Here is a 12,311-nt window from a genome sequence, read left to right on the forward strand (position 1 = left end):
TCTTATTGTTCTGTCAGGGGGCGCACGCGCACGCCCTGTTCGAGCTGCGTCAGTTGCGCCGCATCGTGAATACCGAAACCGATCTGGGTCACCGCCTGCGCCGCAATCGCCGTGGCCGTGCGCAGGGTTTGCTCCGGCGTGTCGGCGCTGAGCAGGCCGTGGAGCATGCCGGCCAGCAACGAGTCACCGGCGCCCACCGTGCTGGCAACGCTGACCTTCGGCGGCGTGGCATGCAGCGCCGAGCCGACACTGAACCAGTTCACACCTTCTGCGCCGTGGGAGATCACCACATGCTCGATGCCTTGAGCGTGCAGCCGATTGGCCGCTTCAGCCTGAGACGCGTGAGACACCACTTCACAGCCGAGCGCATCCGCCAGCTCTTCGGTGTTCGGTTTGATCAGCCACGGGCCGGCCTCGAGTGCCGTGCGCAACGCTTCGCCGCTGGTGTCCAGCGCGACTTTCAAGCCGAGCCCCTTAAGGCGCTCGATCAATTCACGCAACCACTGTGCACTGACCCCGCGTGGCAGACTGCCGGCGACCACCACCGCGTCATGCCCCGGCGCGATCTGCACCAGACGATCCAGCAACGCCTGTTGCGCCACCGCGCCGACCACCGGCCCCGGGCCGTTGATGTCGGTAATCCGTCCGTCCTGTTCCGCGACCTTGATGTTGCTGCGGGTCTCGCCGGGCACACGGATAAAGGCATCAGTGAAACCACGCTTGGCGAACAGGGTTTCGAACGCCTGCAAATTGTCTTCGCCGAGAAAGCCGCTGACCGTCAGTTGATGTCCGAGGTCGGCCAGCACTTGCGCGACGTTGACGCCCTTGCCGGCGGCGTGGGTGTGCATCTCGTCGCTGCGGTTGACCTGACCGGCCTCAAGGCGTGGCAACTGCACCGTGAGGTCCAGCGCCGGGTTGAGGGTCAGGGTAAGAATCTTGGCCATTACAGGGCCTCCACTAATGCGCGCACTTCGTTGGCGCTACCCACGGCCAGGGCTTGTTGAGCAAGGTTTTGCGTTTGCGTCAGGCTGAGTTCGCGGATGCGCGCCTTGACCTCGGCGATGCTGCGCCCGGACACACTCAGTTCATCCACACCGAGGCCGACCAGCACCGGCACCGCCAGCGGGTCCGCCGCCAGTTCGCCACAGACGCCGACCCATTTGCCGTGGGCATGGGCCGCGCGCACGGTGATGTCGATCAGTTGCAGCACCGCCGGGTGCAGGCCGTCAGCCTGGGCGGACAGGGTCGGATGACCACGGTCGATCGCCAGCGTGTACTGGGTCAGATCGTTGGTGCCGACGCTGAAGAAGTCGACCTCTTTGGCCAGCACCGGCGCCAGCAATGCGGCGGACGGCACTTCGATCATGATCCCCAGTTGCAGGTCGGCGACCGGGATTTCCAGGCGCAGACGCTCGGTCATGTCGCGAGCCTGACGCCACTCCTCGACGCTGCCGACCATCGGGAACATGATCCGCAGCGGACGGTTGTCCGCCGAGCGCAGCAAGGCGCGTAACTGCGCTTCCATGATCTGCGGACGCTGCAAGGTCAGGCGAATCCCGCGCACACCGAGGAACGGGTTTTCTTCCTTGGCGATCGGCCAATATGGCAGCGGTTTGTCGCCGCCGACGTCGAGGGTGCGCACCACCAGCGGTCGACCGGCGAGGCCATCAAGGACGCGGCGGTATTCGGCTTCCTGAGTCGCCTCGTCCGGCGCCTGCGGGTGGGCCATGAAAATCAGTTCGGTGCGCAGCAGGCCGATGCCTTCGGCACCCTGCTCCACCGCGCTGATCACGCCAGCGCTTTCGCCGATGTTGGCGAACACTTCCACGGCGTGGCCGTCGGTGGTGTGTGCCGGTTGATGGCGTTGTTCGGCGGCGGCTTTCAGACGCTGTTCGCGTGTGTCGCGTTCTTCGGCGGCGCGTTGCAGGGTCGCAGCATCGGCATCGACATGCAGGCGACCGCGCTGGCCGTCGAGCAGCAACGGCGTGCCCGGTTTCAGCAGCAATACCGCAGCGCCTGCACCGACCAATGCCGGAATTCCCAAGGCGCGGGCAACAATTGCACTGTGGGCGGTGGCGCCGCCGCGTGCGGTGAGAATCCCCGCCACCCGCGCCGGATCCAGCCGTGCCACGTCGGACGGACCGACCTCGTCCATCACCAGAATGTACGGTTGCTCGGGCTCACTGGCGGACTGCACGCCGCACAGTTGCGCCAGCACTCGACGACCGATGTCGCGCAGATCGGCAGCACGTTCGGCGAGCAAAGCGTCCTGCAAGGATTCCTGTTGTTTCGCGGCGGCTTCGATCACGGCCATCCAGGCCGCCTCGGCGCTTTCGCCCTGCTTGAGGCGGGTGTCGACTTCGTCGGTGAGCTCCGGGTCGTCGAGCATTTCCTGGTGGGTAATGAAAATCTCGCGAATCGCCTTGGCCTTGCTGCGCTCGATCAGGCCCTGAATGTCCTGACGAACCTCGACCAGCGCGTTTTTAAGACGTTCGCGCTCGATGGCGGCGGACTCGCCACGCAACGGATAATCGATGGTTTGCTGGACCTGAATGTGCGCCGGGCCGATGGCAATGCCGGGGGCGGCGGGAATCGCTTGCAGCAGGCTGCCGGAGGCCGGGGCGCTCAAGACTTCGGCGATATCGGCAATGACTTCGCGCTGCTGACTCACGGCCGGCAACGGTTCGACTTCTTCGCCGAGGCCTTCTTCGATAGCCGCCAGCAAGGCCGGCAAGGCGTCGGCGGCGATGCTCGGTTCGGCGATGATTTCCAGCACCTGACCGCGACGGGCGCCGAGGCTCAGCAGTTTGCTCAGGCTCTTCACCGATACGGCGCTGTCCTGACCGTCGACGATACGCACACGAATCTCGCCGTCAAAACTCTTCGCCAGTTGCGCGAGGATTTTCGCCGGTCGCGCATGCAAGCCATGGGCGTTGGCCAGCGCAATCCGCGCACTCGGCCAGTCGGCAGGCAATTCACCGCCGAGCACTTCGAGGACTTTTCGGCTGCTGGTGGCGCGGCCGAGTTCATGGCCGCGACCTTCGATCAGCAATGCGCACAAACGCTCGAGCAACGCCTGATGCGCTTCGCCGAGGCTGGCCAGGCAAAACAGACCGCTGAGCGGCTGGCCAAGGTAGCGCATCGGTTTGTCCGGGGTGACGAAGGCCAGACCCGGACGCTTCACGGTCTGTTCGCTGTGCAGCCACCACAGGCCATCGCCCAGTGGCAGTGCTTCGACTTGCTGCAACACCCCGGCAAAACCATTGCTCACGCAATCTGCCTGGCGCAGCAGACGCGCACCGCGCCAGACCAGCTCTTCGAAATCGTCGGCGGAGACACCGAGGCCGATCATCTGTGCATCCAGCGCCAGTTCCTGTGGCGCACCTTGCAGCAGTTTCAGCAGCGCTTCGGGCGAGCTGGCGCGGCGCAGGGCCTGGCCCAGATCGGTCTCACCGAGGGCGCGGGTCAGCAATTGCAGCAGGCGCAGATGTTCGTCGGATTTGGCTGCGATTCCGATGGCCAGATAGACGATCTGGCCGTCGCCCCAGTCCACGCCGTCTGGAAACTGCATCAGTCGCACGCCGGTGGCGAACACCTGATCGCGGGTTTCGGGCGTGCCATGCGGGATCGCAATCCCCTGACCAAGAAAAGTCGAGCCCTGGGCCTCCCGGGCCCGCAAGCCGGCGAGGTATCCGTCGGCGACGAGACCATCAGCGACCAGATGACTGGCCAGCAATTGCAGGGCGGCGGTTTTATCCACAGCCGATTGGCCCATGGATATCTGCTCTACAGTGAGCTCGAGCATGCGATCTCCTTTTTGGCACGGTTCAATGCCAGGTATTGTTTTGAATGGTTGCAGCTTAGGCGCTTGTAGGCTTCCCTTTCAGGAGGCAGTTTTGGCGGTTTCACGGCAGAACCGGCCAAAGGCGTCTAAAACGTAGAAAATACGCTTGCTGAAACGTTTAATCTAGATTGATCGGCACGTTACTCGATAATGTCTCATCCTTGAAGTCCAACTTGTCGGATGCGCTGCGACAATGGTCGCCTGCCTGAATCGGGTAGGATTGGCGAAAATGTGGCGGCAAGCTCGAAAAAACAAGGAAATCCCGGGTTGAAACTCAGTGATATCGCGCGGTTGGCCGGAGTGTCCGTGACCACCGCCAGCTACGTCATCAACGGCAAGGCCGAACAGCAACGCATCAGCACCGCCACCGTCGAGCGGGTGCGGGCGGTGGTCGATCAGCACGGCTTTACCCCCAATCCCCAGGCGGCCGGGCTGCGCAGTCGGCACACCCGGACCCTGGGTTTTATCCTGCCGGATCTGGAAAACCCCAGTTACGCGCGGATCGCCAAGCTGCTGGAACAAGGCGCCCGGGCACGCGGCTATCAGTTGCTGATCGCCAGCTCCGACGATGCGCCGGACAGCGAACGGCAACTGCTACAACTGTTCCGCGCCCGGCGCTGCGATGCGTTGATCGTCGCCAGTTGCCTGCCGGCCGGTGACGACAGCTACCGCCAGTTGCAGGCCAAGGGTCTGCCGGTCATCGCCATCGACCGGGTGATGGACCCCGAGCATTTCTGCTCGGTGGTCAGCGACGACCGCGAGGCCAGCCTGCACCTGACCGAAAGCCTGCTCGACCCGCAGCCAAAACAGATCGTGCTGCTGGGCGCCCGCCCGGAACTGAGCATCAGCCAGGAACGCGCCGCCGGCTTCAAGCAAGCCTTGGCCGGGTTCAAGGGCGAAGTGCTGATCGAGCACGCCGAATCCTTCAGCCGCGAGTGCGGCAAGCAATTGATGGAAGAACTCCTGCAACGTCTCGGGCATTTGCCGGATGCGTTGGTGACCACGTCCTACGTGCTGTTGCAGGGTGTGTTCGATGCGCTGCATGACTTCCCGCTCAAAAACCGCCCGCTGCGCCTTGGCACATTTGGCGACACCCAGTTGCTGGACTTCCTGCCGCTACCGGTCAACGCCATGGCCCAACAGCACCAGCTGATCGCCGACAAGGCGCTGGCACTGGCGCTGGCGGCGGTCGAGCAATCGGATTACCAGCCTGGCGTACAGGCCATCGCCCGTACCTTCAAGCAGCGTATTCACCGGGACTGAGCCGTGGAGCTGATCGACAGCCACACCCATCTGGACTTTCCCGACTTCGACACCGACCGTGCGGCGCTGCTGACTGAAAGCCGTGCCCTCGGGGTGCGGCGAATGGTGGTACTGGGGGTGTATGAAGGCAACTGGCAGCGGGTGTGGGATCTGGTGCAAAGCGATCCCGAGCTGTACGCGGCTTTCGGTTTGCACCCGGTCTATCTCGATCAACATCGCCCTGAAGATCTGCATGCGCTGGGCGATTGGCTGACACGGCTGCGCGGTCATCGGCAACTGTGTGCGGTTGGCGAAATAGGTCTGGATTACTTCATCGAAACCCTCGACCGCGAACGCCAGCAAGCGCTGTTCGACGCGCAACTGCAACTGGCGGCGGATTTCGAGTTACCGGCGTTGATTCATGTGCGGCGCAGCCATGCGGCGGTGATTGCCACGCTCAAGCGCTTCAAGCTCAAGCGCGGAGGCATCATCCATGCCTTCGCCGGCAGTCGAGAAGAGGCGCGGGAATACATCAAACTCGGTTTCAAACTGGGCCTTGGAGGCGCACCGACCTGGCCTCAGGCCTTGCGTATGCATCGGGTGCTGGCCGAGTTGCCGCTGGACTCGGTGGTGCTTGAGACCGACTCACCGGACATGGCGCCCGCCATGTACCCCGGCGTACGCAACACACCTGCGCACCTGCCGGCGATCTGCAATGCGCTTGCGGAATTGATGAGTATCAGTGCAGAACAACTTGCCGAGGCCAGCACCGCCAACTGCTCCGAAGTGTTCGGCTGGTAGTCATTCGCCGTGGGCCTTCACCGCGTCCAGCGTCAGGGTCATGTGCTGACGGTGGTGAACAAAACGCATCAGCGCGAAGTACACGAAAATCACGATCAATGAGGCATTCAACTGCTCGGTCACATTGAGCAGACCGATCCATTCCATCACCAGCGCCACCAACAGCGCGGTGCACACCGTCAACGACGCACTGAAGCGCAACCAGCCCAGCGAATCGAGAGATCTGAAACGTCTGATCTGTTTCGGGCAACGCAGCTCCAGGGCTTTCTGGCAGTGAGCGCAGGTGAACGGTTCATTGATCGCGATGGCATTCAGTTGCCAAGGTTTGAGCCGCAGCGTGGTCTGGCAATGGGCACAGCGGCCCTGGACTCCCAGGGTTGCAACAGACATGTGTGGCCTCCTCCAAACGGTCAGTTGTTGTGATCTTGATCCATTGAAGACGAAAAATCAGAGCACGGAGGTAATCAGGAAATTGCTTACAAACGTAAGCAAAGAAGTACTACAAATTATTCCGACAAACCTGCCTCCCAGGAGGCAGGTTGATTAAACCCGGAAGGCGCTGATCAACTGTTTCAACTCAACCACCTGCGCCGACAGTGCGCGACTGGCGTTTTCGGTCTGATGCGCACCTTCGGCCGTGCGTTCACCGGCGCGGTTGATCTCGACGATGTTCTGGTCGATGTCATGGGCGACAGCGGTCTGCTGCTCCACCGCAGCGGCGATCTGCTGATTCTGATCGACGATCATGCCTACCGCACCGAGGATGTTTTCCAGCGCCTGCTGGACCTTTTCCGACTGCCCGACCGTACCGTTGGCCATCTGATGACTGACGCCCATGGCTTTCACCGCTGCACCGACCCCGCCGTGCAACTTGGCGATCATCTGCTCGATTTCTTCGGTCGATTGCTGAGTGCGTTTGGCCAGTGTCCGCACTTCGTCCGCCACCACCGCAAAACCCCGGCCCTGCTCACCGGCCCGCGCCGCTTCGATAGCCGCGTTGAGCGCCAGCAGATTGGTTTGCTCGGCGATGCTCTTGATCACCTCCAGCACCCGGCTAATCGACTGGCTGTCGCTGGCCAACTGGTTGATCACCAGCACCGACTGATCGATCTCGCTGGCCAGGGCCGCGATGCTGCCCTGCTGCGACTCCACCAGGCCACGTCCGCTGATGGTTTCATCGTTGACGCTGTGGGCGCTGCTCACCGCTGCCGCCGCGCTGCGCGCCACTTCCAGTGAAGTGGCCGACATCTGGTTCATGGCCGTGGCCACTTGCTCGATCTGGGTGCGCTGACCGGCCACGGCCTGATTGCTTTGCGCCGAGACATTTTCCACTTGCCCGGCCTGACGCTCGACTTCGCCGACGGTATGCCCAACTCGCTCGATCAGGTCGTGGATTTTGCGCACCGTGCCATTGAACACCTCGCCCAGTTCGCCCAGTTCATCGCGGCTGTGGGCCATGAAGTTGACCGTCATGTCCCCGGCCGCGACTTTGTCCATCATCGCGCCCAGGCGTTTGAGGGTGTTACGGGTCGAGGCGTAGAAGCCGCCATAGAGATAGAAAATCAACACGAACACCACCGCCAGCGCCACGGCCTGCAACACCATGTGCGTGCGGTTCTGCGCCAGGCGTTGCTGCAATTGGGTATCGAGGAATTTCAGGGTGGCTTCGTTGAGCTGATAAGTCCGGTCCATCAGCCCGGTGACTTGATCATAAAAAGCTTGCCATGGGGCATCGAGGGTCTCGGCGACCACCACTTGCTCTTCGAATATTTCGCTGGCCTGCTTCAGCGAGGCCTTGCTGGCGTCGGCCACTGCACTCAGTGAATCGCGTGCGGCCTTGCTTGAGCCCAACGCATCCTGCAGTTTCAGCCCGTACTCGCCCTGAAGCTTTTCGATCTGCGCCAGCAGTTCATCGAACCGGGTGCTGGAGGAGCTGTTGAGAAACCCCTGCCCCAACGAGTAAGAGCCCACGGCCCGGCCTTCACCGAGGGTCTGGGTAATGGCCGGCGTGATCGCAGTGACCAGTTCGCTGAGTTGACGGATATCGCTCTGGGTGTCGCGGCTCAGACCGGCCTGGCTGGCGATGATCTGACTGAAAATCTGTGCGCTGCCGAGCAGCTTGCCGATCAGGGCACTTTTGCTTTGCAGGGAGTTCTCCGTTTGCTGGGCCTTGAACGCGGCAATCATTTCATCGCGCTTGGCATCGAAGACCTTGATCTGCTCCGGGTCCTCGGTCATGGCCGTCAGCCCTTGCAAGCGCGCCAGTACGCTTTTCTCAAGGCCAGTGATTTGCGCTTCGACATTGCCGGCCTTGCCCGACTGACCGAGGGTGACGTTGATCTGCACCAGATTGTTGAGGGTTTCCAGATCCCGACGCAGGGTCAGGCTGCTGCCCAGCAGGTCGAGGCTTTGCAACTCCACCCGGGTGCCCTGGAATTCGCGATAGGAATCACGCACCAGATAGAAATTGGTCACCAGCATCGGTACCAGGAACAGCACGCTGATCAGGCTGAACTTCATGCCGAAGCTCAAGCGGTTCATCAGCGAGACGGCGGGATAGAGCAAGCTCTTCACTGGAAGTCTCCCTTGGTTTTTTCTTGTTTTTATTGGCAGGCGCGGGGCGACAGCAGATAGCCACTATCGGGCGCTATCTCTGTATAGCTCAAATCGAAGGGAGGTTTTGTAACTTAAGGTTAACGAGGGGGATTGCCCCCCTCGCTACACGTATGGGCTACAACAAGACGAGAGAAGTGCTAGTGCAGCACGGTCCACAGCGCAAATCCGGCATACCACAACACGGCGGCACGCAGCAGCAGTTCCCACAGGCAATCGAGGGTGTTGATGCCTTCCGGGCCGACGGCGGCGGGCGGGATTTCCCCGGCGGCCAGGCCAACCTTGTTGATCAATTGCGCGGCGCTGATGTTCCAGTTCAACAGTTCATGCAGCATGACCCGACTGACCGCAACGAAGTTGCCGACCAGGGCGAAACTCGCCGCCAGCAGGCGTACCGGCACCCAGTCGAAGGCATGTCGCAGTTGCCCTGCCCGTTCGGCCAGCGCCGGGTTCTGTGCGTTTTCTTCAGCCAGGGCCAGCAGGCGATAGCTCAGCGCTGCAACCGGGCCGAGCAGGAAGTACCAGAAAATCACTGCGAAGAAGCTCTGGTAGGCCTGCCACAAGAGATGGCGCTGCACTTGCTCCAGCAATTGCTCGCCACTTTCGGCACAGATATCCAGATCGCGCTTGGCCACATGGGCGGCCGCTTGCAAGTCTTCCCGACGCCAGGCATCGCGGAACGGGCCGAGACCGCCGAGCAGATCGCCGCGCCCCAGGCTGTAAATCACCACCAGCAAATGCACCGGCAAGGCCAGCAGGCCGTAGGCGATCGGGTCCAGCACCAACAGCAGCAACCCCAGCAACGCCACCGGTAAAAGCACCAGAATAACCAGCACCAGCCACGGGCGTTTTGCCAGATGGCCACTTTCAAGCTTGTGCAGTTCGCGGATCCATCCGCCATCGCGTTGAACCCGATGGCGCAGGGCCGAGAACTTCTCGATCCAGACCGCCAGCAGTAACACCAGAAAACTCATTGTCCTTCCTCTTGTGCCAGGGCTGCGCGGTAGCGTGCCCAGTCGAACGCGGGTCCAGGGTCGGTCTTGCGTCCGGGCGCGATGTCGCTGTGTCCGCAGATACGTTCGACAGTGATCGCCGGAAACGCTTTTTGCAAATGGCCGGTCAGCACGATCAACGCCTGATACTGCGCATCGGTGAACGGCAGATCATCGGTACCTTCGAGTTCGATGCCCACGGAAAAATCGTTACAGGTTTCCCGCCCGTCGAACACCGAAACGCCGGCATGCCAGGCACGCTCAAGACAGGAGACAAACTGGGTGACCTTGCCGTCACGTTCGATCAGGAAATGCGCGGAGACGCGCAGGTCGGCGATCCCTGCAAAATAGGGATGCTCCGTGACATCCAGACGATTCTGGAAAAATTCCTGCACCTTGCCGGTGGCAAACTGCGCCGGCGGCAGGCTGATGTTGTGGATGACCAACAGGGACACTTCGCCCGCCGGGCGTTCATTGAAGTTGGGCGACGGGCACACCTGCACCCCGTGACACCAACCGCTTGCGGGATCCAACTGCATACCGATTCCTTCAACGCCGACTGTGTTGGCGCCCAGTATGCCGTGATCGGCCCCCGGCGCGCGATCACTTGCCGCGATTGAGCCGCCGCAGATTGCCAAGTACCGACTCCAACGCGCGGTCGAACAGCAAGGTGTCATCCAGCGCCCGCACCGTCCCGCGACGGAACTCCATGGCCAGGGCGACGCGATTGCGCTCCTGTACTTTCATCCCGGTGCGGTCGACAAACACGTACTTGCCGGTCGCCTCGATGATCGCCGCCAGTTTGCAGCGCAAGGTGTGTTCTTCATCTTCTTCGAACGCCACCCAACTGCCCAGGCGCAATTGATCGACCTGACGCAGGCTCGCCTCATCCGCCGGCAACCGCTCCGGGACCAGCATAGGATTACCTTCGTCGGCGGTCTGCAAAACGATGGCCTGAGACACCTGGATCATCGGCGGCGATTCAGCCTGATCCGACTCGACGGAGGGCTGAAGCAAACGAACGTGCAATGCCTCCAGCGCGCTGAAAAACTCGCTGGTGGCGAACGGGTCGAAAGCTGAACTGCTGAGCCCGTCACGCAGCGACTTGAGCAGTCCTGGCACCAGCGACAGCAAGCGCAGGCCTGACTCGGCACCTTCGTGCCGCTGCACACTCCAGATCAACTGCTCCATGGTCTGCACGTCGGCTTGCCATTCGGCAGACTGATCGCCGTGCTTGAGGCAGGTCAGCAGCAACACTTTGCTCCAGGCCGTCTGGACGAAGGTCACCACCGACGGCGGCAGGACTTTGCCCAGCATCGCCTGGTTCAGCGCCTGTTCGACACGCAGGCGGGCCAGTTCGGTTTTCGCCCGGCCCTCTTCGGCATCGCGCAGACGCTGCTCAAGCAGTTCACTGCGGCGGCGCTCGTCGCTGGTAAAGGTGAGGAAGTCGGCCAGCAACTCTGAGAAAATCGCCGGGTCATCGACGAAGTCCGTCAGCAGCCGCTGAACCACTTGCTCGATGCGCAGATAAAGGCTGTCGCGCGCCTCACCGTCGCATTCACCCCAGCCCATCGCCGCTTCGGCGATTTCATTGAGCAGACGTCGCGCCGGGTGGCTACTGCGGCTGAAAAAGCTCTTATCGATCACCGCAACTTTCAACATCGGGATCTGCAACCTGGCAATCAACGCCTTGAGCGAATCCGGCAGATTTCGGTCATCAAGAATGCAGTCGAAAACCATGGCGACCAGGTTGATCACATCCTCATCGGCACCACCAACGATCCGCGACTTTCCGCTTTTCACGCTGACCCGCGTCAGCAGTTGTTCAAGCTGATTGCGCAGATCGAAATCCTCCTGCCCCGCCAGCACCGGCACGTACTGCTGCAAGTGCGAGAGCAGGCGCAGCAGGTCGCGAGTGGAAATCGGCTGGGTCGCCGCGCTTGGCTCAAGGGTCGGCGCGACGCTGCCGCGCACGTGCAACAGCAACTCCTGGAGTGCGGCAAAGACCTCCTGCACACCCGCGTCCGCCGGCGATTGATCGAGATCGTCGAACTCACTGTGCACGCTGGCCGAAACATGATCCCTCGCCCGTCGGGCCGGTGCCGGTTTCAGCTCGGGCAACACGCCCGTGGCAACCAACAGTTGATTAGCCTCCGCGAAGAGCTGGTCGGTATCGGCCAACACATAGCGCTCGAACAGTTTGAGCAGAATCAGCTTGACCTTGATCTCCACGCCCAGATTGCGCCCGGCCTGCAGGAAATACTCACACAGCAGCGCGGGGCCCAGCGGGTTGTGTTGATCATCAAGGGATTTGCCCAGCAGTGCGCTGAACCGCGTGGTCAATTGATCAAGGGCGAAACCGTCGCGATTCAGCACACGACCGACCATGGTCTCGATGGCGACACTGCGCTCCATGTCGTCGGTGCGTGCCGAGGTGTCTTCGTACTGCAATGCATGAGACACGACATTCTGGGCGGGATCATATTGAGTGAGGCCGACAAACGCCTCGAAGAATTGCTCGAGAAAGCCGCGCTCGATGTTCTTGCGCTTGAGGCGCAAATCGCGCATGGCTTCGAAGAAGATGTTCTGTTCGACGTCGTTGCGCGCCCGGTCGGCCATCTCGAACAGCGTGTCGTCGGCGTTATCGAACAGTTCCTGCAAACCGTTGCGCAGGCGCTGTGCAGCCTTGTCGCGAACCTGAAGCAGAATCACAGGCAGGCGGGCGAGCGGCGAATGGGTCGCCTGATCGGTAGCGGCCTTGTGCAAAGGCACTACATTCCCGTCGTTGTGCATCCAAGCCTCCTGAAACGGTGATTTGC

Annotated in this window: 9 protein-coding genes; 2 read left to right on the forward strand and 7 right to left on the reverse strand. The window is 61.7% G+C overall.

What is annotated here, in order from left to right:
* Nucleotides 1-2: 2 nt before the first annotated feature.
* A complete protein-coding gene (pfkB, locus tag JJN09_RS03365; RefSeq protein WP_249485648.1) occupies nucleotides 3-944 on the reverse strand; it encodes a 1-phosphofructokinase in 942 nt (313 codons plus the stop codon).
* The gene (ptsP, locus tag JJN09_RS03370; protein ID WP_249485650.1) at nucleotides 944-3,805 is read right to left on the reverse strand and encodes a phosphoenolpyruvate--protein phosphotransferase; all 2,862 of its coding nucleotides are present in this window, start codon (nucleotides 3,803-3,805) and stop codon (nucleotides 944-946) included. The genes pfkB and ptsP overlap by 1 nt, the downstream gene beginning before the upstream one ends.
* A gap of 306 nt (nucleotides 3,806-4,111) precedes the next feature.
* Here ptsP and cra point away from each other — a divergent pair, with 306 nt between their 5' ends.
* Nucleotides 4,112-5,107 (forward strand): catabolite repressor/activator, encoded by a 996-nt coding sequence (gene cra, locus JJN09_RS03375; protein ID WP_248738344.1) that lies wholly within the window; start codon nucleotides 4,112-4,114, stop codon nucleotides 5,105-5,107.
* A gap of 3 nt (nucleotides 5,108-5,110) precedes the next feature.
* Nucleotides 5,111-5,887: a TatD family hydrolase gene (locus JJN09_RS03380; protein ID WP_249485654.1), complete on the forward strand. Its 777-nt coding sequence runs from the start codon at nucleotides 5,111-5,113 to the stop codon at nucleotides 5,885-5,887.
* On the opposite strand, the gene JJN09_RS03385 is transcribed toward JJN09_RS03380, so the two are convergent.
* The 5 genes from JJN09_RS03385 to JJN09_RS03405 all read right to left on the reverse strand — a co-directional run bounded on the left by JJN09_RS03385 (nucleotide 5,888) and on the right by JJN09_RS03405 (nucleotide 12,285).
* The gene (locus JJN09_RS03385; RefSeq protein WP_249485656.1) at nucleotides 5,888-6,277 is read right to left on the reverse strand and encodes a hypothetical protein; all 390 of its coding nucleotides are present in this window, start codon (nucleotides 6,275-6,277) and stop codon (nucleotides 5,888-5,890) included.
* Between the two features lie 153 nt (nucleotides 6,278-6,430).
* Nucleotides 6,431-8,461: a methyl-accepting chemotaxis protein gene (locus tag JJN09_RS03390; protein WP_249485659.1), complete on the reverse strand. Its 2,031-nt coding sequence runs from the start codon at nucleotides 8,459-8,461 to the stop codon at nucleotides 6,431-6,433.
* Between the two features lie 179 nt (nucleotides 8,462-8,640).
* A complete protein-coding gene (ampE, locus tag JJN09_RS03395; RefSeq protein ID WP_249485661.1) occupies nucleotides 8,641-9,474 on the reverse strand; it encodes a regulatory signaling modulator protein AmpE in 834 nt (277 codons plus the stop codon).
* On the reverse strand, nucleotides 9,471-10,031 hold the full coding sequence (gene ampD / locus JJN09_RS03400; protein ID WP_249490886.1) for a 1,6-anhydro-N-acetylmuramyl-L-alanine amidase AmpD: 561 nt from the start codon (nucleotides 10,029-10,031) through the stop codon (nucleotides 9,471-9,473). The genes ampE and ampD overlap by 4 nt, the downstream gene beginning before the upstream one ends.
* Before the next feature lie 64 nt (nucleotides 10,032-10,095).
* Nucleotides 10,096-12,285, reverse strand: coding sequence for a DUF1631 domain-containing protein (locus tag JJN09_RS03405; protein WP_249485663.1), 2,190 nt, complete (start codon nucleotides 12,283-12,285; stop codon nucleotides 10,096-10,098).
* Nucleotides 12,286-12,311: the final 26 nt, after the last annotated feature.

This window comes from Pseudomonas sp. HS6 (genome assembly GCF_023375815.1).
Lineage (GTDB): Bacteria > Pseudomonadota > Gammaproteobacteria > Pseudomonadales > Pseudomonadaceae > Aquipseudomonas.

Excerpts from the sequence above, each read along its gene's own strand:
- ampD (WP_249490886.1), bottom strand. The coding sequence starts at position 10,031 with ATGCAGTTGGATCCCGCAAGCGGTTGGTGTCACGGGGTGCAGGTGTGC.
- ptsP (WP_249485650.1), bottom strand. The coding sequence starts at position 3,805 with ATGCTCGAGCTCACTGTAGAGCAGATATCCATGGGCCAATCGGCTGTG.
- pfkB (WP_249485648.1), bottom strand. The coding sequence starts at position 944 with ATGGCCAAGATTCTTACCCTGACCCTCAACCCGGCGCTGGACCTCACG.
- ampE (WP_249485661.1), bottom strand. The coding sequence starts at position 9,474 with ATGAGTTTTCTGGTGTTACTGCTGGCGGTCTGGATCGAGAAGTTCTCG.
- JJN09_RS03405 (WP_249485663.1), bottom strand. The coding sequence starts at position 12,285 with ATGCACAACGACGGGAATGTAGTGCCTTTGCACAAGGCCGCTACCGAT.
- JJN09_RS03385 (WP_249485656.1), bottom strand. The coding sequence starts at position 6,277 with ATGTCTGTTGCAACCCTGGGAGTCCAGGGCCGCTGTGCCCATTGCCAG.